21 protein-coding genes are annotated in these 17,079 nt (G+C 64.6%); 7 read left to right on the forward strand and 14 right to left on the reverse strand.

Translation table 11 applies throughout. The features are described 5' to 3' along the window. Positions 1 to 128: 128 nt before the first annotated feature. From ACFORG_RS16810 to ACFORG_RS16820, 3 genes are read right to left on the reverse strand one after another with little or no spacing between them, the layout of a single operon-like run. The gene (locus ACFORG_RS16810) at positions 129 to 1,226 is read right to left on the reverse strand and encodes a DUF4147 domain-containing protein (protein WP_386736693.1); all 1,098 of its coding nucleotides are present in this window, start codon (positions 1,224 to 1,226) and stop codon (positions 129 to 131) included. After that, positions 1,226 to 1,663, reverse strand: a complete 438-nt coding sequence (dtd, locus tag ACFORG_RS16815) for a D-aminoacyl-tRNA deacylase (RefSeq protein WP_386736694.1) — start codon at positions 1,661 to 1,663, stop codon at positions 1,226 to 1,228. Before dtd ends, ACFORG_RS16810 begins: the two co-directional genes overlap by 1 nt. A 1-nt stretch (position 1,664) precedes the next feature. Then, complete coding sequence (locus tag ACFORG_RS16820) at positions 1,665 to 2,336, reverse strand: nitroreductase (RefSeq protein WP_386737039.1); 672 nt, start codon at positions 2,334 to 2,336, stop codon at positions 1,665 to 1,667. Positions 2,337 to 2,492: 156 nt separating this feature from the next. On the opposite strand from ACFORG_RS16820, the gene ACFORG_RS16825 reads away from it, so the two are divergent. Continuing rightward, positions 2,493 to 2,912, forward strand: a complete 420-nt coding sequence (locus tag ACFORG_RS16825; RefSeq protein WP_386736695.1) for an Hsp20/alpha crystallin family protein — start codon at positions 2,493 to 2,495, stop codon at positions 2,910 to 2,912. Positions 2,913 to 2,940: 28 nt separating this feature from the next. Here ACFORG_RS16825 and ACFORG_RS16830 read toward each other — a convergent pair whose 3' ends face one another. From ACFORG_RS16830 to ACFORG_RS16865, 8 genes are all read right to left on the reverse strand, one after another. Then, positions 2,941 to 3,081, reverse strand: coding sequence for a hypothetical protein (locus ACFORG_RS16830; protein ID WP_386736696.1), 141 nt, complete (start codon positions 3,079 to 3,081; stop codon positions 2,941 to 2,943). Positions 3,082 to 3,140: 59 nt separating this feature from the next. Next, a complete protein-coding gene (locus ACFORG_RS16835; protein ID WP_386737040.1) occupies positions 3,141 to 4,271 on the reverse strand; it encodes a TFIIB-type zinc finger domain-containing protein in 1,131 nt (376 codons plus the stop codon). A 25-nt stretch (positions 4,272 to 4,296) separates the two neighbouring features. After that, positions 4,297 to 5,439, reverse strand: a complete 1,143-nt coding sequence (locus ACFORG_RS16840) for an SPFH domain-containing protein (RefSeq protein WP_386736697.1) — start codon at positions 5,437 to 5,439, stop codon at positions 4,297 to 4,299. Between the two features lie 24 nt (positions 5,440 to 5,463). Then, the gene (locus ACFORG_RS16845; protein ID WP_386736698.1) at positions 5,464 to 6,423 is read right to left on the reverse strand and encodes a DUF2927 domain-containing protein; all 960 of its coding nucleotides are present in this window, start codon (positions 6,421 to 6,423) and stop codon (positions 5,464 to 5,466) included. A 4-nt stretch (positions 6,424 to 6,427) separates the two neighbouring features. Continuing rightward, positions 6,428 to 7,618 carry a toxic anion resistance protein gene (locus tag ACFORG_RS16850; RefSeq protein WP_386736699.1) on the reverse strand — a complete coding sequence of 397 codons (1,191 nt, stop codon included), beginning with the start codon at positions 7,616 to 7,618 and terminating at the stop codon, positions 6,428 to 6,430. Positions 7,619 to 7,656: 38 nt separating this feature from the next. Then, the gene (locus tag ACFORG_RS16855; RefSeq protein ID WP_386736700.1) at positions 7,657 to 8,571 is read right to left on the reverse strand and encodes a 5-bromo-4-chloroindolyl phosphate hydrolysis family protein; all 915 of its coding nucleotides are present in this window, start codon (positions 8,569 to 8,571) and stop codon (positions 7,657 to 7,659) included. A gap of 2 nt (positions 8,572 to 8,573) precedes the next feature. Beyond that, positions 8,574 to 8,804, reverse strand: a complete 231-nt coding sequence (locus ACFORG_RS16860) for a hypothetical protein (protein ID WP_386736701.1) — start codon at positions 8,802 to 8,804, stop codon at positions 8,574 to 8,576. Between the two features lie 71 nt (positions 8,805 to 8,875). Next, positions 8,876 to 9,775 carry a pseudouridine synthase gene (locus tag ACFORG_RS16865; RefSeq protein ID WP_386736702.1) on the reverse strand — a complete coding sequence of 300 codons (900 nt, stop codon included), beginning with the start codon at positions 9,773 to 9,775 and terminating at the stop codon, positions 8,876 to 8,878. On the opposite strand from ACFORG_RS16865, the gene ACFORG_RS16870 reads away from it, so the two are divergent. Further along, positions 9,774 to 10,235, forward strand: a complete 462-nt coding sequence (locus ACFORG_RS16870) for a nucleoside deaminase (RefSeq protein WP_386736703.1) — start codon at positions 9,774 to 9,776, stop codon at positions 10,233 to 10,235. The genes ACFORG_RS16865 and ACFORG_RS16870 overlap by 2 nt on opposite strands. A gap of 98 nt (positions 10,236 to 10,333) precedes the next feature. Here ACFORG_RS16870 and ACFORG_RS16875 read toward each other — a convergent pair whose 3' ends face one another. Next, positions 10,334 to 11,026, reverse strand: a complete 693-nt coding sequence (locus ACFORG_RS16875; protein WP_386736704.1) for a metal-dependent hydrolase — start codon at positions 11,024 to 11,026, stop codon at positions 10,334 to 10,336. Between the two features lie 54 nt (positions 11,027 to 11,080). On the opposite strand from ACFORG_RS16875, the gene ACFORG_RS16880 reads away from it, so the two are divergent. Continuing rightward, entirely contained in the window at positions 11,081 to 11,740 is a 660-nt protein-coding gene (locus ACFORG_RS16880) for a ceramidase domain-containing protein (RefSeq protein WP_386736705.1), read from the forward strand. A gap of 82 nt (positions 11,741 to 11,822) precedes the next feature. Here ACFORG_RS16880 and ACFORG_RS16885 read toward each other — a convergent pair whose 3' ends face one another. Both ACFORG_RS16885 and ACFORG_RS16890 read right to left on the reverse strand, forming a co-directional pair. Then, positions 11,823 to 13,139 carry an FAD-dependent oxidoreductase gene (locus tag ACFORG_RS16885; RefSeq protein ID WP_386736706.1) on the reverse strand — a complete coding sequence of 439 codons (1,317 nt, stop codon included), beginning with the start codon at positions 13,137 to 13,139 and terminating at the stop codon, positions 11,823 to 11,825. 99 nt (positions 13,140 to 13,238) lie between these two features. Then, positions 13,239 to 13,649, reverse strand: coding sequence for a VOC family protein (locus tag ACFORG_RS16890; RefSeq protein ID WP_386736707.1), 411 nt, complete (start codon positions 13,647 to 13,649; stop codon positions 13,239 to 13,241). A gap of 131 nt (positions 13,650 to 13,780) precedes the next feature. On the opposite strand from ACFORG_RS16890, the gene gatC reads away from it, so the two are divergent. From gatC to ACFORG_RS16910, 4 genes are read left to right on the forward strand one after another with little or no spacing between them, the layout of a single operon-like run. After that, a complete protein-coding gene (gene gatC, locus ACFORG_RS16895; protein WP_386736708.1) occupies positions 13,781 to 14,068 on the forward strand; it encodes an Asp-tRNA(Asn)/Glu-tRNA(Gln) amidotransferase subunit GatC in 288 nt (95 codons plus the stop codon). Between the two features lie 3 nt (positions 14,069 to 14,071). Next, positions 14,072 to 15,553: an Asp-tRNA(Asn)/Glu-tRNA(Gln) amidotransferase subunit GatA gene (gene gatA / locus ACFORG_RS16900; RefSeq protein WP_386736709.1), complete on the forward strand. Its 1,482-nt coding sequence runs from the start codon at positions 14,072 to 14,074 to the stop codon at positions 15,551 to 15,553. A gap of 52 nt (positions 15,554 to 15,605) precedes the next feature. After that, positions 15,606 to 16,418 carry a hypothetical protein gene (locus ACFORG_RS16905; protein WP_386736710.1) on the forward strand — a complete coding sequence of 271 codons (813 nt, stop codon included), beginning with the start codon at positions 15,606 to 15,608 and terminating at the stop codon, positions 16,416 to 16,418. Positions 16,419 to 16,477: 59 nt separating this feature from the next. Further along, complete coding sequence (locus ACFORG_RS16910; protein ID WP_386736711.1) at positions 16,478 to 17,056, forward strand: N-acetylmuramoyl-L-alanine amidase; 579 nt, start codon at positions 16,478 to 16,480, stop codon at positions 17,054 to 17,056. Positions 17,057 to 17,079: the final 23 nt, after the last annotated feature.

The raw sequence follows: 17,079 nt of genomic DNA on the forward strand, positions 1-17,079 counted from the left end.
GAGTCAATCTTGCGTATTTCCGCCCACCGGGCAAGACGTAATGGACCCCAAAACCAAGCGTTCGATGGCTCCGGCAAGGACCATGCAGGCAGGCGAGGCGCGCAAGATTTTCCTGTGTTTGCGACGCTTTACTGCCGGATTGCGACAAGAAGGTCCATCACATTCGTGCCTGTCGGCCCCGTGACCAGCAAAGCGTCGTGTTTTTCCAGCCAGGTCCCACTGTCGGCAGCGGCCATCGCCTCGGCGCCATCTGGCGACCAGGTGGTTCCGTCAACGATCCCTCCGGCCGCGTCGGTCGGGCCGTCCGTCCCGTCCGTGCCGCCCACGACGACCGCCAGATCGGGGATGCCAGCAATCTCACGAGCAACGGCCAGGGCAAGTGCCTGGTTGCGACCGCCACGTCCCGGACGGTCCGGAAGCAGGACCGTCGGTTCACCGCCAAGGATCATCGTCCCGCACGACATGCTGCGCAGGTGTTGTCCGATGCGAGGGGCGAGAACCCCGATATCATCGTGCAGTGTTTCGGCATTTACGAGGATGTCGAAACCAAGTGGCCTGGCCCGCTGTGCCGCCGCCTCGCGCGCAACGCCGTTCGAGGCAACGATGCGAGCGCGACAATCCGGCCGCTGAGGTGGCAGGCCGATGCCAGAGCCGATCACCGCAAGATCATCCCCCGGCACATCCGAGATCGCCAGCACCTCAACCGCGTGTCCGGTGAAGGCAGCCAGCAATCCGCCGCCCTTGATGCGCGACAGTTTGCGCCGGGCAGCGTTCATTTTGGTAATGTCCAACCCCTCGGCCAACAGTCGCCGGTTCAAAGTCGCAAGCGCATCCAGCGTGGCACCTGCGACCAGATCCTCGGCCAGGGCCGATGCGCCACCTGACAAGAGCAATAGAAGGCGGCTGTCCGACGGCATCGACGCCACAACCTGCATAAGCGCGCGTCCGGCGGCAAGGCTCCGATCGTCGGGGACCGGATGCGCGGCCTCGATCACCTCGACAGCCGAGGGCAGCCCGTCGGCGTGGCCATCCTTCGTTACAACGAGGCAGGGAATTGGTCCGTACCTGTCCAGCGCAGCCCGCGCCATAGGGGCCGCGGCCTTGCCGACTGCCAGAATACGGTCGGGCGCTGGAATCCCGTCTAATGCCCGCGCAACGGACGCATAACCGCCGACTGCATCGACGCCAGCCTGCCAGATCGACAAGGCGGTATCGCGCAGCTCCATCAAGTGTCCATCCAGATCGTCACAGGGCCGTCATTGACCAGCCCAACCTTCATGTCCGCTCCGAACCGACCGGTTTCTACGGGTATCTCCTGCTCGGCCAGCCGTACGGCGAAATACTCGTACAGGCGTTTGCCTTCATCGGGTGGTGCCGCAGCGGAGAAGCCGGGCCGGTTCCCACGTGACGTGTCGGCGGCCAATGTGAATTGGCTGACAACCAGCGCACTTCCCCCGATATCGCGCAAAGACAGGTTCATCTTGCCTGCCTCGTCTTGAAAAATGCGCAGCTTGGCGATCTTGGCGGCCAGTTGGTCGGCTTGGCTTTCCGTGTCGCCACTCATCGCGCAGACGAGGATCAACAGACCGCGCCCGCATTGCCCGACAACGTGGCCATCGACCTTTACCGACGCTTCGGAGACCCGCTGGATCAACGCGCGCATGTCACCCCCTCCACTGTACGAACTCGGCCAGGTCGGCGCGATCAGTGCGAAAACCGTTGGCAGGGTGATCCCGATCGGCATATCCGAAGGAAATGGCGCAAAGGACAAGGCGATCGTCTGCGATGTCGAAATAGCGATGCAGAAACGGGCTGTAGGACGCGACGGCGGCTTGTGGAATGGTGGCGATTCCCAGCGCCTGAGAGGCAAGCGTGAACGCGGTCACGAACCCGCCGCTATCCATCGCGCCATATGCGCCTAACTCCGCAGGGCTGCTCAGGATCAAGCAGTGTGGAGCGCCGAACAGCGCGAAGTTTTCCATCATTTGTCGGGACGAGCCTTCGCGGTCCCCCTTTTCGACCCCGACCGCCTCGTACAGCGCCCAGCCGCAGGTCCGGCGGCGCGCCTGGTAGACGCCTGAGTAGGAACTGGGAAAGGGGAGGTCTGGCTTGGGGTTGCCGCTTGCCACCTCGGTCTGAAGGGCTTCGCGGAACGCGTCGGTTTCGGCGCCGCTGGTGATAATGACTTCCCATGGTTGGGCGTTGCACCAGCTGGGGACACGCCGGGCAGCGGCCAGCACCTGTTCGATCTGTTCGCGGGGAACAGGCTCGGGCAGGAATGCCCGGCAGGAATGGCGTTGCGCCAACAAGTCGTCCAGATCGGTGAATGTCATCATGCCCATGCCTCTCGCCCAGCGGTCTTTGCGCTGCAGCATGGCGGTCGGCGCCGCGATGTTCAAGCGGCGCAACGCCCCGTGTTTGAGCCGGATCAAGGTCGCGCCCCGGGACACGTGACACAGTCCATCCGGAACAGATACCAAGGAGGACTGATTATGGTTGAGAAATCAGAACAGGCGGGCCTCTGGCCATCGCTTTATGACCCGTTTCGCAATTTCGGCACGCGCCTCGCCGATTGGCTGAGCCCGGCGACAGAGGCATCCGGCAGCAAGGATGCGTATGATATCTCCATGGAACTGCCCGGCGTCGGCGAAGACGACATAGAGCTGATTGTGGAAAACGGGGTAGTCACAATCCGTGGAGAAAAAAGGACGCACGAAGAAAAGAAGGGCGACACCTGGTACTTCTCGGAAAGGCAATATGGCGCGTTCCGCCGCTCTTTCCGCCTGCCAGAGGACGCCGACGGCGCCAAGGCCGAAGCCCGCATGACGGACGGCGTGCTTCATGTGAGGGTGCCCAAGAAACCGCAGGAGGACCCCGGCAAGGCGCAGAAAATCTCGATTTCGCGCGGGTAGCGCAGCAACGGCCCGGGTGGGGCGGGTTCTACGGCCCGCCCTGATACATGTAGGCGTCACGATTTGCCTTGTGCCGCTCGTAGTCCGCGCGCGACACGTCGCCAGTCGTCGGTACGCAGCCAGCTATCGCAAGCGTTACGGCAATCATCGGCAGTACAAGGCGCGGCATGGTCTCCCTCCGGTATAGTCTGCCTGACGACTTAGGGGCGTTGCGCCGACGATCAATCCTCACTGGTTCTGGGCGACGAGAAATCCCAGCCCGGCGGCAAGGATCAGCCCCAGAACAACGGCAACCGCGATCTTGATTGCCGACCACGGGCGCTCTCCCTGCACCTTGCCGGTACGACCGTTCACGACAAAGCGGTAGGTTTCGCCACGATACTTGTAGGCGGCCAACCATACGGGCAACAGGATGTGTTTGAATGTGACGTCCGATACCCTGGTCTCTATCCCGTGGATGCGCTGACGGTCGCCGCCGATGTCAAAACGCACATCGCGTTCGATCACCCGCGCCATGAAGGCGCGCGCCTCCTTGTGACCTTCGGCCAGTTCCACGGTGTAAGCTTCGGCACGGAACCCGGCGAGGTATTCTGGCTGATACGGTTCCAGCGCCGACAGGTCCCACGGCTCCAGCGCGTCGGTATAGCTTTTTGGCAGGGAGTGAGAGGCGAGAACCAGAACGTCGTCGAAGAACCGCGCCACGCGTCCCGATTTCGGCGTCCATCGTACCTTGGGCACCTGTTGGACCTGCCGCTTGCCGTCGATCACCACGGTGCGCGTTTCGTAATAGATCACTCCACGCTCACCGCGGTAACGCGTCTGCGTATCCGCGTCGAAGGTCCAGTAGGGCACATAGATGCCCTGCATCTTTCGCCCCTTGCGCGCATACTCCTTCAATCCCGATGGCGCGAACCATAAACGTCCCAGCCAGTCGTTCATCGCGCTGTGCGCCTGCCGCTCCTCCAGTGCAAAGGGCAGAACGCCCTTGGGTTTGATGTGGCGATGAGCCCCGGTATCCGTCACGACAGGGGTCGCGCAGAACGGACACTCTGCAGCATGGGTATCGGGGTCGAATTCCACCTGCGCGCCGCAATTGGGGCAGGAGAGAACCCGGGTTTCCTCGATCTCGGCCTCGGGCAGTCGTTGCGCAAGTGCGGCCTCGAAATCAAGCTCGCGCAGGGTCGATCCGCCCCACGGACCGGCGCTCACCGATTCCGTGTTGCCGCAATGGTCACAGACAAGCCTGCCTTCGCCGGGAACGAAACGCATATCCGCCCCGCATTGGTCGCAGGGAAACCGGTGTTCGTCGCGCGGCCCGCGTGTTTCCGAAGGTGTCGCGGGCGGAGGGGGCGGTGGCATTGACACGGGGCGTCTCCGGTTCGGCTCACGCGCCCGGCGGCGGTGGCGGCAGGATCGTGAACAGCTGTGCCAGCTCCTGCACCTCTCCCGCCTTCTTCCATCCATCCTGCCCGGCGGTCCAGACATAGGTTTCCCGTGTCAGCGCGCCTTCGGATGCCATGCGGCCAAGCCGTGCCTTGGAGAAGGGGCCCGACGTCTGGCCGTTTTCCGCGATATGCCAGACATGCTCGACCGGCGGCGGTGGGGGCGGCGCCATGTGCGCCTGCGGCTGGTGTGCGGCGGGGGCGGGCGCTCCCCACGGGCCGGGGCGCTGACCCGCCGCCTGGTTCGCCATCTGCTGGGCCATCGCCATGCCCATACCCATCCCAAGACCCGCGCCCATGTCGCTGCCCTTGGCGCTTGCGGCGGCCGTCATCGCCTCGGCGGCCGAATACTGGGTGAACTTCCCGAGGTCGCCGGCCAGCCCCATCGAGGTTCGCTTGTCGAGCGCTGCCTCGACCGCCGGCGGCAACGAGATGTTCTCGATGTAGAACTCGGGCATCTCCAGCCCGTAGCCCTCGACCACCGGGCCAACCTCGGCCACGATCAGCTTGCCCAGATCGGCGGTATTGGCGGCCATGTCCAGAACGGGGATGCCCGAGCCTGCGATGACGCGGCTGAACTCCTGCACGATGATGTTGCGGATCTGGTAGCTGATCTCGTCCATCGTGAACTCGCCATCCGTGCCCACGATCTCGGTAAGAAAGCGCGCCGGGTCCTTCACCTTTACCGTGTAGGTGCCGAACGCCCGGATGCGCGTGGGGCCGAACTCCGGGTCACGCAACATGATCGGATTCTTGGTGCCCCATTTTAGATTGGTGAACCGCGTCGTGTTGACGAAGTAGATCTCGGATTTGAACGGCGACCTGAACCCATGGTCCCAGTGCTGCAGCGAGGTCATGATCGGCATGTTGTTCGTCTCGAGAAGGTAGAGACCGGGCGTGAACACATCGGCCAGTTGACCTTCATGGACGAAAACGGCCGCCTGTCCTTCGCGCACTGTCAGCTTGGCGCCGTACTTGATCTCGTGACCATGCCGTTCGAACCGCCAGACCATCGTATCGCGGGTGTCATCGACCCAATGGATGACGTCGATGAACTGGCCCGAGAGAAAATCCAGAATGCCCATGTGTTATCTCCTGTCCTCAAATTCTCACAGCGCCTGGCCCATCTGCTCGCGCGCAAGGATCCGCACGACGGGGCGGGCTTCGGCCGCGGTCATGCCCGGGGTCAACCGCGGGTCGTAAAGCATGGCGAGCAACTTCTCGTCATGGCTCGTCAGCAGGGCAAACTCGTCATCGTCGTTGAAGATGGACGGTCGCGCCGCCGGGCTGTCATTGGGCAGGCCCAGTCCCTGCGCCATCTCTTCGTGAATGCAGGACAGCCTGACAAGGTCGGGATGTTCGGCCCGGATCAGCGCCACGGCCGAAGTGTAGGAATAGGGGGAGTTGCCGCCCGTGGTCGCGAAGACGAAACAATAGAAGCTTCGCGGAAGGTCATCGAACAGGTCCAGCTGCGCGGGTCCGATGCCCGGCAACAACTGCTTGAGCCGGGATTGCACGAACTCGGTATCGTCCTCGCCTGCGACGAACACGTGGAAATTGCCGCCGCGCCGAACGCTCGAGATGGGGTGTCCGGTGACACGGGCCAGACGCGTACCGTAGTCAACGATGCTGCGGGCGTCCTTCTCGCGCTGTTCGGCTGTTACCGATGGGCCGAATTCGGCGTTGATGCGCACGGGGCCGCTCCAGCGCGCGAGGGCACCCTCGGATTGCCGCCCGCGTGTTGTAAGGGACGCTTGGGTGTACTCGTCAAAAAACGCGATCGTTTCGAAATTCCGTTCCAGGTCGGTCGCATCATAGGGCGTGTCCGGCCCGCCGCCATCGGTGCGCAGCAGTCCGCGGGTCAAAAGGTCGTCCTGCACCTTTTGGTAATAACGGGCCAACTCAATGCTCGCAGCCGAAGGGGGCACAGGCTGCGCCGCCACGGGCACAAGGCCCGCCGGCCGGGCCTGCGGCTGCGGCGAACTGCTCATGCCCTGCTCGCAGGCGGCAAGTCCCGCAAGCGCGAGCAAGGCGATGGCGAACCGTGAGAAGGGACTGCGTGCGCCCATTCGATCAGCCCGGAACCGCGCCACCGGTGGTGTCTCCCAAGCCGTCGCGGCGCGCTTTGGCCGAGGCAAGCGTGTCACGCAGCTCGGTCTCCATCTTCTTGAGATCCTCCTCGGCGGCGGCGCGTCGCGCCTTGCCCTCGTCGGCGATCTGTAGGCTTTCCTGTATCGTTCCGATCAGGTCGGCATTCGCCTTCTTGACCGCCTCGATGTCAAAGACGCCACGCTCCATTTCCTGGCGGATCAATTTGTTGCTTTCGCGAAGGTTCGAGGCGTTCTTGGTCAAAAGCTCGTTGGTCAGGTCATTAGCGTCGCGGACGGCGGCTGCGGCCTCGGCGCTGCGCTGGATGGTGACGGCCTGCGCCAGCTGGGTTTCCCACAGAGGCACGGTGTTCACGAGCGTGGAGTTGATCTTGGTCACCAGGCTCTTGTCGTTCTCCTGCACCAGCCGGATCGAGGGCAGCGATTGCATCGTGACCTGCCGCGTCAGTTTCAGGTCATGTACCCTGCGCTCAAGATCGTCGCGAGCCGCGCGCAGGTCGCGCAGTTCCTGCGCCTTCATCACCTGCTGTTCCTCGGGGGCGGCCTGAATCTCGGCCTCCTTTTCGGGAATATCATGACTGTCGAGCTCGGTCAGCTTCTCTTCGCCGGCCGCGATGTAAAGCGCCAGCTCGTCGTAGAAATCCAGGGTCTTTTCATACAGGAGGTCGAGCGACTTGATGTCCTTGAGCAGGGTATGTTCATGGTCCAGCAAATCCGACGTGATCCTGTCGATCTGGCCCTGAACCTCTTCGTATTTCGCGGTGAACTGAGCAAACGGTGCCGCGCGGCCCAGCAGGCGCTCCCACCAGCTGCGTTCGCGCCTCACGTCCAGCTCGCTGACCGAGAAACCGCGTATCGTGGTTACGATATCGCGCAGGCTGTCTCCCGCCGGTCCGACATCCTTGTTGCGCACATCCTGCAACATCGCCTGGCTGATCTGCTGCAATTCGGCTTGTGCCCGCGAGCCAAACGACACGATCGAGTTCGTGTTGCCCATGTCGATCTCGCCCATCCGTCTGCGGATCTCGGCACCAACCGGTTCATCCGCCTCTTCCAGCGGAACAACCTCGGCGGACGGCTCAGGCAGCATGACCGACGTCACCTCCTGCACCATGGTTTCGGCTTCTGTCGCCTTCTTCTTCACGCTGTCGGACATGGGAAAGGGCTCCTCAAGTTATCAAAGGGCGGTTCCGGTCAATCGGTCCGGACGCCTTCGCGCTGCAACCGTTCTCGCAGCACTTCGATTTCAACGGTCAGGTCGGTACGGTTGTCGAGTAGCATCTTGCGCGTGCGCGCGGCAAAGTCACGCTCCAGATCGTCGAGCAGCGCGGTATAGTCGGCCAGTGCCTTTGCATCGCGGCTCTGGGCATAGAAATCGGCGAACTTGATCGTCGCATCGCGGGCCCCTTTCAGGTAGACCCCCAGGTATTTCCGGACCCCCGACAGGTCGCGAGGGTCTTCCTCGACCTTGCGAAAAAGTTCGCGCGCGGTTTCCTGGAAACGTTCGACGCGTGCCTCGATTCCGCGATGACCGGCGCGGGCGATCGCATCTTCCATGTCGGCAAGATATGTCTCTGCCTCGTCTACCGCGCGGGCAACACGGCTTTGCTGGAACGAGTCGATCCCCTCGGCCCCCTTGTCGCGCATCGGGTCGAGGCCAAAGGCGACGCCGTGCAGCGCACCCGCTGCGACCCCGAACAGAACCGGTGCGATCAGGCTGGCGCTCGCGACCGTTCCGGCATCCAGCACGTCGTTGCGATAGGCTGCGACCGCCGCGCCAAGCCCGGTCAGCACGGCAGCAAATGCCTTGCGCGGAAAGGCGGGGCGCTTTGCAACGCGCCGTGCATTATAGGCTGCCTCGGCTCTGAGTCCTTCGCGCAGCAACAATGCTCCGCTTGTCAGCAAACCTGCGCCGATCAGGCCCAGCGTCAGCCCGACGGCACCGTCGTTGAGCGACATGAAGACCAGAGGGATCGCCGGGATGAACATCGCATTCGCTCGCCCGCCCACCGGATCGACCCGCGCACCGTCATACTGGCCGCGCTCGATATCGGCCTCAGGGGGCTGTTCGGAATCGGGGCTGTATTTGCCGCCAAAGCGACGCGCCATTCTCAAAGCCCCCCGAGCCAGCCGGTCGATACGCCGAACAGCAGCACCAAAAGCGCGGCATAGGCGATCTTCTGAATTCCGTTCGGAGCCATTGCTTCTCCCACCTCGCTACCAAGGACCGAGCGAGTCGCCTGCTGCCCGATTGCCCATGCGCCGCGCCAGATTGACAGCAGGAAAGCCGCGATGGCAACGGCCAGCGCCACAATTCCCAGAAACATCAGCAATCTGCTCATTCGCGGCCTCCCACGCCAAGATAGGCGCTGGCGCGCGATGCGCAAAGGGCGTCGCGCTGCAGCGGGCAGGTTCAGCGCGTTTTGCGCGGTCCGGTCTGGCGTTGACGCGTGGGCCTCGGCGGCTTGGGCTTGCCGTCTTCGGCATCAAGGCCCAACTGGTCCCGCATGACTTTGCGGCGGACCTCTTCGACCTCGCCGGTCGCAAGGTTGCCCAGTTGGAACGGCCCGTAAGATATGCGGATAAGGCGGTTCACGCTAAATCCCAGATCCTCCATCGCGCGGCGGATCTCGCGGTTCTTTCCTTCACGCAGACCCACGGTGGCCCAGGCATTCGCGCCTTGCTGACGGTCCAGAGTCACGATCATCGGCTGAAACCTTTCTCCCTCGATCACGAGGCCCTTGCGCAGTGGCTCGAAATCCTCGTCCTTGGGCCGTCCGTTGATGCGTACGCGATAGCGCCGCAACCAGCCGGTGGAGGGCAGTTCCAGCTTGCGCTTGATTCCGCCGTCATTGGTCAGCAGCAGCAACCCCTCGGAATTGAGGTCGAGCCGTCCAACCGACATGACCCTCGGCATGTCCTCGGGCAACGCGTCGAAGATCGTCTTGCGCCCCTGTTCGTCGCGCGTTGTCGTCACCAGGCCTGCCGGCTTGTGATAAAGCCACAGGCGCGCGGGCTCGGGCTCGCTCAGCGGTTTGCCGTCGACGACGATCTTGTCACTTGCCGTCACGTTCAGCGCGGGGCTTTCGATCACCTTGCCGTTCACCGCGACACGCCCTGCCGCGATCATCCTTTCGGCGTCGCGCCGCGAGGCGATACCCGCTCGCGCCAGCACCTTGGCGATGCGGTCGCCGGGGGGCGTTGCTGACGAAGTCGTCTTGGGGCGGGGCGGTGTGGGGCGCTTGCTCATGCAGCGGCCATAGCCGATCACCACCGCTTGCGAAAGGGTTCGTGGCGGGGCAAGCAGGGACATGAGTTTCAGATCGCATATGGATCGCGCCCTGGCCGAGGCGCGCGCGGCGGGTGGGCGCGGCGAGGTGCCGGTCGGTGCCGTGATCGTGGCGCCCGATGGCCGTGTCGTGGCAGCAGCCGGCAACCGCACGCGCGAGTGGAATGATCCAACGGCACATGCCGAGATCGTCGCTCTGCGCGCAGCCTGTGCGGCGGCCGGGTCCGAGCGGCTGCCGGGGCATGATCTCTACGTCACGCTGGAACCCTGCGCGATGTGCGCCGCAGCTCTCGCCGCAGCTCGGATCGCGCGGATCTACTACGGTGCGCCTGATCCCAAATCGGGTGGCGTGGCCCATGGCGCACGGGTCTTCTCGCATCCGCAGGCACATCATGTTCCTGAAATATATGACGGAATTGCCGAGGCAGAAGCCGCGGGGCTGCTACGGGCCTTCTTTGCCGATCGCCGGAACGCGACCGGCTGACCGGGGCACGACCGCAGCGCGCCCGTAAGGGTGCGCTGCCCGGCCCAACTGGCGGGGTGGCATCCTGGATGCCTCCCCGCCGGGCGGGAGGGCCCCGGTCAGATCTCGATCGCCTTCATCACCTGTGGTTCGACGACGTTCACGCCGGGCAGGCCGTCGATCAGGTCCTGGGCAGATTGTTCGAGGATCGGAAAGGTCTTGTAGTGGCAGGGAATCACCGTCTCGAAATTGAAATAGCGCTTGGCCGCATAGGCCGCGCCTTTCATGTCCATGGTGAAGTGTCCGCCGGCCGAGAGGATGCCGACCTGCGGCTTGTAGTAGTCGCCCATCCAGTCCATGTCGGCCATGATCCCTGTATCTCCCGAGATATAAACGGTTTTTCCCTCTGCATGCAGCATGAAGCCAACTTCGCTTCCGCCGGCTTTCGGACCATCCGTCGAGCCGAAGGTAGAACTGTGCGAGGCAGGTACCATGGAGAGTTTCGGCCCGCCCAGGTCGACCGTGCCGCCCTTGTTGAACCCGAGGGCCTCGATCCCCTCGGTCTCGCCCCAATGGCTGAGCACGTCATACTGGCCGGCCACCGGGACACCCAGTTTCTTGGCCAGAGGCAGCACGTCGACGACATGGTCAAAATGCATATGAGTCAACAAGATATGGGTCGCTCCTGCGATGGCGGCCTCGTGCTGGGTCTCCTCCAGCATAGGGTTGCCGTTCAGCCAGGGGTCGAGCAACAGCACCTTGTCTTCGGTCTCGATCCGGAAACTGCCATGGCCGAGCCAGATGATCTTCATGTCTTTCCTCCGTTTTTCATTGGCGCGAGCCTAGCACCCGCTATGTGAAAATCCATGGACTGGATGCGTGAGATTGACGGATATTGCGAGAGGCTGGGGCCTGACTACTGGGCCGAGCCGATCAATGCCGTGACGAATTTATTTTTTATAATCAGTGCTCTGATCATGTGGCGGCGGGTTCCCGCAGACGCGGGGCTGGCGCGTGCGCTGGTGCTGATCCTCGCGGCGATCGGTGTCGGGAGCTACCTGTTTCACACCCATGCGCAGGTCTGGGCAGCGATTGCCGACACCACGCCTATCCTGCTGTTCATCCTCGTCTACATCTTTGCCGCGCATCGCGACATCTGGGGCTTGCGGCCCCTTCCGGCCCTTGGGGCGACGGCCCTGTTCTTTCCCTATGCTGCTGTAATGGTTCCACTTTTCGGCTTGATTCCGGGGCTGGGCGGTTCGGCGGGCTACGCGCCGGTGCCGCTGCTGATCGCGCTTCATGCAGTCGCCCTGCGGCGGCGGGAGCCGGAGGTGGCGCGGGGCTTCGCAATCGGTGCCGGGGTGCTGACGGTTTCGATCCTGTTTCGTACGTTGGACGAACCGCTTTGCGGGATCGTGCCGATGGGCACGCATTTCATGTGGCACTTCCTGAACGCGGTGATGCTCGGCTGGATGATCGAGGTGTATCGGAGGCACCTTTTGCAGGGGGGGTACAAGACGGGTTGACCGTTTTGTACATCGGTTTCGGCCCCGAATGTCCGTTTTGTACATGCTTGTACATCGACGCGGCCTGGGGGCTTGCGCCCGGTCACGCGGCGTCCGTCTGTACCCCTCCTGTGCCGATCCGGTTGATGCCCTGCTCGATCAGGGCGCGGACGAGCGCGGCGTGCGACACCTGTTGCACGGGCGTGGCGTTGCGCAGCGCAAGCGCGGCGGCGGTGCCTGTCGCCTGTCCCATCGCCATGCATTGCGGCATGCCGCGCACCGAGGCAAAGGCGACCGGGTCGGCCGACAGGATTCGGCCCGCGAACATCAGGTTGTCGATCCCGGCGGGCACCAGCGAACGGAAGGGGATGGTATAGTATTCCCCGACCTCGAGCGAGGCGTGATGGGTCATGTCCCCATCGGCGCGCATGACATCGTCGACCGGGTTGTCGCAGGCCACGATCCCGTCGGGGAACTTGGTCGCGCGGGCGAGGTCCTCTCCGGTCAGCCTGTACAGCCCCTGCAGCTTGCGCGTCTCGCGCACGCCGACTGTCGGCGACAGCATGGACATGTGGGCGCGCTCGAAGCCGGGCACGTCGCTGCGCAGGAACTGCGACAGTTGGTGGCAGCGCCGGCGGCCTTCCTGCGTGGCCGCCCCCACGGCGACGGAGTCGGTGCCGTCGACGCCCCGAACATGGACCGAGTTGCAGAAGACCGTCCCGTCATGAAAGCCGCGCATGAGGTAGAGCGCGGCAAGATCGGGATGCAGGCGCCCTTCGGCAATGCCGCGGGAGGCGTGGTCGCGGAAATAGGGATCGGGATCGGCAAAGGCGCGCGCCCAGTCCACGCCCACCATGAAGAAGGAGATGGTCACGGCCATCATGTTGCCCGAGGCATCGCCCAGCACATGGGGCACCCCGGCCTTGGCGGAGATGTCGCCATCGCCCGAGCAGTCGATGACCATGCCCGCCTCGACGGTGAAGGGACCGTTCCGGTCGCAGCATTCGACCTGCGTGATCCTGCTGTCCGACAGGCGGGGCGCAAGCGCCATGGCGCCCAGCCGGACGCGCACGCCTGCCTCTTGGAGCATGTCGAACATGGTCAGCGTGGCGATGTCGTGGTCATAGACGATCTCGGGCCCGAAATTCTCGAGCGTGCATCGGCGCTTTTCCGCGGCGGGCGGATCCATCGCGGCGAGGCGGTTCGTCAACTCCTCGATCAGGCCGCCGATGATCCGGTCGACGGGGTAGCCGCCACCCCAGGGCATGCCGGGGCAAAAGGCCATGACGCCGCCGATCTTGGTGGTGGCCTCGAGAAGCGTGACATTGAGGCCCTGCCGCCCGGCAGCGACGGCCGCACCGAAGCCGGCCGTGCCACCGCCGATCACGAGCACATCGGTCCGTTCGGTTCGTGTCGTCATCGCCATGATCCTTGTGAAGTTGGGGGCGTGTGCTGACCCGGCAGGCTGTTCGGTCTGACCGCTCGCGTCAAGGGGGCGGGAATGGCGGCGGCGCGTGTGTCAGCCCTTTGCGATCTCGTGCACCTCGATCACGTTGCCGTCGGGGTCGTAGAAGAAGATCTGGTGCCAGCCCGCGACGGCCTGGTTGCCCCAGTCGGAATAGGGGATGCCCTTTTCCTCGAGCCTGCGGCGCACGGCGGCGAGGTCGTCGGTGCGATAGGCGATATGGCCGCGGCTGACCGGGTTGACCTGCTGACCGGCATTGAAGCCCGCAAGCACGTCCTTGCGGGCAAGGTGCATCTGGATCGCGCCATCGGTGACGAAGGCGACATCGCCCGCGTATCCCTTGCCCTTTTCCAGAACGGGCAGCCCCTCATCCTCGGGCGCAAGGCCCAGCACGTCGCGATAGAACCCCTCCATCCGGGCGACATCCTCGGTGACGAGGTTGATGTGGTGCAGCTTCAGTTTCATGGCGGCCTCGTGCTTGTGTTATGGGCAGCATGGCCGCGCAGGGGCCATTGCGGCAAGCCCGGATCAACCTGCGCCCTTGCGACCGGGCGGTGCGGGCGGTAAATGCCCCCTGACATCAGACAGAGGTTCCCATGTCGATTGACCAAAACACCGCCGCCAAGGTGGCCAAACTGGCCCGGATCAAGGTCGAGGACGATGCGCTGCCGGCGCTTGCGTCCGAGTTCAACGCCATCCTCGGTTTCATCGAGCAGCTCGAGGAAGTCGATGTCGACGGCGTGGAGCCGATGGTGTCGGTGACGCCGATGCGGCTGAAGCGGCGCGAGGACGTGGTGACCGATGGCGACCAGCAGGAAAAGGTCCTGTCGAACGCGCCCGATGCGCGCGAGGGCTTTTTCGCGGTTCCGAAAGTGGTGGAATAAGACATGACCGATCTCAACAGCCTGACCCTGGCCCAGGCGCGCGACATGCTGCGCAAGGGCGAGACGACCTCGGTGGAGCTGACCCAAGCCTGCCTCAAGGCGATCGAGGGCGCGGATGCGCTGAACGCCTTTGTTCACAAGACGCCCGAGATCGCGCTGGAGCGCGCGCGGGCGGCGGATGCGCGGATCGGGCAGGGCGATGCGCCCGCGATGTGCGGCCTGCCCATCGGGATCAAGGATCTGTTCTGCACCAAGGGCGTGGAGAGCCAGGCGGCGAGCCGGATCCTGGAAGGGTTCAGGCCGGAATACGAATCCACCGTCAGCCAGCAACTGGCCGACGCGGGTGCGGTGATGCTGGGCAAGCTGAACATGGACGAGTTCGCGATGGGTTCGTCGAACGAGACCAGCGTGTATGGCGACGTGGTCAACCCGTGGAAGGTCGATGATCGTCGGCTCACGCCGGGCGGCTCCTCGGGCGGGTCCGCCGCCGCGGTGGCGGCTGACCTGTGCCTTGCCGCGACCGGCACGGATACGGGCGGCTCGATCCGCCAGCCTGCGGCCTTTACCGGGATCACGGGGATCAAGCCGACCTATGGCCGCTGCTCGCGCTGGGGGATCGTGGCCTTTGCGTCCTCGCTGGACCAGGCCGGGCCGATGACCAAGGATGTGCGCGACGCGGCGATCATGCTGCAGGCGATGTGCGGGCATGACCCCAAGGATTCGACCAGCGCCGAGCTGATGGTGCCCGATTTCGAGGCGATGCTGACCGGCGACATTCGCGGCAAGACCATCGGCATTCCGCAGGAATACCGCATGGAGGGTATGCCCGAAGAGATCGAGGCGCTGTGGTCCAAGGGCGCCGAGATGCTGCGCGACGCGGGCGCCAAGATCGTCGATATCAGCCTGCCGCACACGAAATACGCCTTGCCCGCCTATTACGTGATCGCGCCGGCCGAGGCGTCTTCGAACCTGGCGCGCTATGACGGGGTGCGCTATGGCCGCCGCGCGGCGCTGGCGCAGGGCGACGGCATCACCGAGATGTATGAAAAGACCCGCGCCGAAGGGTTCGGCCACGAGGTGCAGCGCCGGGTCATGGTCGGCACCTACGTGCTGTCGGCGGGGTTCTACGACGCCTATTACAACCGCGCGCGCAAGGTGCGGACGCTGATCAAGCGGGACTTCGAGGAGGCATTCGCCGCCGGTGTCGACGCGATCCTGACGCCGGCCACGCCGTCCTCGGCCTTTGGTCTGGGCGAGATGGCCGAGGCCGACCCGGTGCAGATGTACCTCAACGACGTTTTCACCGTGACGGTGAACCTGGCCGGTCTGCCGGGGATCAGCGTTCCCGCCGGGCTCGATGCCAAGGGGCTGCCGCTGGGGCTGCAGCTGATCGGGCGTCCATGGGAGGAGGGCGACCTGCTCAACACGGCCTATGCGCTGGAATCCGCCGCAGGATTTGTGGCCAAGCCGGGCAAATGGTGGTAATTCTGCCAACCGACCAGATATTGTCGACCATGGTCAACTGGCAGGACAGAAGATGAAGCGTGCGATTTTTCTCGTTCCCGTGATGGGTGTTCTGGCGGCGTGTCAGCCGCCGGTCCCGGATTCGGGTGCCGGGTTCAACACCCCCGATTACCAGGCGCAGCGGACCGCGGCACTGGAGGGGGAGACGGTGAACGGCGATCCGCTGGTGCCGCCATCGGCCGTCTCGACAGAGCCGCTGCCGCTGGGATCGGCACAGACGACGGCCGAGGGCACACGGCTGGTGCCCGCGCCTACGGCGGTCGAGGCCGGAACGGATGCCACCGGCGCGCCGCTCTATGTTCCTCAGCAGGGTGACACCTCGCAGGATATCGCCAACGAGACCGCCGCCGCGCTGGCCGCGTCGAACGCCAATTCGGGCGTGGCCCCGTTGCAGGCGAGCCCGACCAACCCCGCGCCGCCGGTCCTCAACAGTGCGGGCCTGTCCGAGGAACAGGATTTCGGCGCCGTGTCCTCGACCCGCAGCATCGAAGGCGACGCGCAGCGACTGGAGCAGGCGCGCGCGAATTACGAGGTGGTGCAGCCCACCGCCGTGCCGCAGCGTTCGGGCGAGGCGCAGCCGAACATCGTGCAATACGCGCTGACCACGAACCATCCCAAGGGCACTCAGGTCTATAGCCGGGCGGGGTTCAACCTGGAGGCCAAGGCGCAGCGGGCCTGCGCGGGCTATCCTTCGGCCGATCAGGCGCAGATCGCATTTCTCGAAGGCGGCGGGCCGCAGCGGGACCGCAAGGGGCTGGACCCCGATGGCGATGGCTATGCCTGTGGCTGGGACCCGAGCACCTTTCGCCGCGCGGTGGGCAACTGATCCAGAAACCGTCCCCCAATTTCGGGCCGCGCCGCGACGGGCTGCGGCCTGAACTGGTGGTGATCCACTATACCGCGATGGAAAGCGCCGAGGCGGCGCTGGAGCGTCTGTGCGACCCGCAGGCGGAGGTGTCGGCGCATTACCTGATCGGTGCCGACGGGACGCTGTGGCAGCTGGTGCAAGAGGCCGAGCGCGCGTGGCATGCCGGCGCCGGAAGCTGGCGCGGGCAGGGCGATGTGAACTCGCGCTCGATCGGGATAGAGCTGGACAATCGCGGCGATCACCCGTTTTCCGAACCGCAGATGACATGCCTTGAGGCTCTGCTGCACGGCGTGATGCGGCGTTGGGACATCGCGCCCGAGGGCGTGATCGGGCATTCCGACATGGCGCCCGGGCGCAAGAGCGACCCCGGTCCGCGCTTTGACTGGGCGCGGCTGGCGCTGCGGGGGCTGGCGGCGCCCGTGGGGCGGGGCGATGCGCCGGAAGTGGTTTGCGCCGCGTCCTTTCGCGACCGGGCGCAGGTGGCGGGTTACACGGCGGAGGTGGATGAAGCAGCCCTGCTGGAGGCGGTGCGGCTGCGCTACAGGCCGGGCGCGCGCGGGCCGCTGGAGGTGGCCGATTTCACGGTTCTGGGATAGGTCGCGACATGGCCGGCAAGGGA

Origin of the sequence: Lutimaribacter marinistellae (assembly GCF_042648365.1) — a bacterium.
Classification (GTDB): domain Bacteria; phylum Pseudomonadota; class Alphaproteobacteria; order Rhodobacterales; family Rhodobacteraceae; genus Lutimaribacter_A; species Lutimaribacter_A marinistellae.

What these genes read in the sequence shown, in the direction of transcription:
- ACFORG_RS16810 (WP_386736693.1), bottom strand. Translation starts at nt 1,226, where the DNA reads ATGGAGCTGCGCGATACCGCCTTGTCGATCTGGCAGGCTGGCGTCGAT.
- dtd (WP_386736694.1), bottom strand. Translation starts at nt 1,663, where the DNA reads ATGCGCGCGTTGATCCAGCGGGTCTCCGAAGCGTCGGTAAAGGTCGAT.
- ACFORG_RS16820 (WP_386737039.1), bottom strand. Translation starts at nt 2,336, where the DNA reads ATGATGACATTCACCGATCTGGACGACTTGTTGGCGCAACGCCATTCC.
- ACFORG_RS16825 (WP_386736695.1), top strand. Translation starts at nt 2,493, where the DNA reads ATGGTTGAGAAATCAGAACAGGCGGGCCTCTGGCCATCGCTTTATGAC.
- ACFORG_RS16830 (WP_386736696.1), bottom strand. Translation starts at nt 3,081, where the DNA reads ATGCCGCGCCTTGTACTGCCGATGATTGCCGTAACGCTTGCGATAGCT.
- ACFORG_RS16835 (WP_386737040.1), bottom strand. Translation starts at nt 4,271, where the DNA reads ATGCCACCGCCCCCTCCGCCCGCGACACCTTCGGAAACACGCGGGCCG.
- ACFORG_RS16840 (WP_386736697.1), bottom strand. Translation starts at nt 5,439, where the DNA reads ATGGGCATTCTGGATTTTCTCTCGGGCCAGTTCATCGACGTCATCCAT.
- ACFORG_RS16845 (WP_386736698.1), bottom strand. Translation starts at nt 6,423, where the DNA reads ATGGGCGCACGCAGTCCCTTCTCACGGTTCGCCATCGCCTTGCTCGCG.
- ACFORG_RS16850 (WP_386736699.1), bottom strand. Translation starts at nt 7,618, where the DNA reads ATGTCCGACAGCGTGAAGAAGAAGGCGACAGAAGCCGAAACCATGGTG.
- ACFORG_RS16855 (WP_386736700.1), bottom strand. Translation starts at nt 8,571, where the DNA reads ATGGCGCGTCGCTTTGGCGGCAAATACAGCCCCGATTCCGAACAGCCC.
- ACFORG_RS16860 (WP_386736701.1), bottom strand. Translation starts at nt 8,804, where the DNA reads ATGAGCAGATTGCTGATGTTTCTGGGAATTGTGGCGCTGGCCGTTGCC.
- ACFORG_RS16870 (WP_386736703.1), top strand. Translation starts at nt 9,774, where the DNA reads ATGAGTTTCAGATCGCATATGGATCGCGCCCTGGCCGAGGCGCGCGCG.
- ACFORG_RS16865 (WP_386736702.1), bottom strand. Translation starts at nt 9,775, where the DNA reads ATGTCCCTGCTTGCCCCGCCACGAACCCTTTCGCAAGCGGTGGTGATC.
- ACFORG_RS16875 (WP_386736704.1), bottom strand. Translation starts at nt 11,026, where the DNA reads ATGAAGATCATCTGGCTCGGCCATGGCAGTTTCCGGATCGAGACCGAA.
- ACFORG_RS16880 (WP_386736705.1), top strand. Translation starts at nt 11,081, where the DNA reads ATGGACTGGATGCGTGAGATTGACGGATATTGCGAGAGGCTGGGGCCT.
- ACFORG_RS16885 (WP_386736706.1), bottom strand. Translation starts at nt 13,139, where the DNA reads ATGACGACACGAACCGAACGGACCGATGTGCTCGTGATCGGCGGTGGC.
- ACFORG_RS16890 (WP_386736707.1), bottom strand. Translation starts at nt 13,649, where the DNA reads ATGAAACTGAAGCTGCACCACATCAACCTCGTCACCGAGGATGTCGCC.
- gatC (WP_386736708.1), top strand. Translation starts at nt 13,781, where the DNA reads ATGTCGATTGACCAAAACACCGCCGCCAAGGTGGCCAAACTGGCCCGG.
- gatA (WP_386736709.1), top strand. Translation starts at nt 14,072, where the DNA reads ATGACCGATCTCAACAGCCTGACCCTGGCCCAGGCGCGCGACATGCTG.
- ACFORG_RS16905 (WP_386736710.1), top strand. Translation starts at nt 15,606, where the DNA reads ATGAAGCGTGCGATTTTTCTCGTTCCCGTGATGGGTGTTCTGGCGGCG.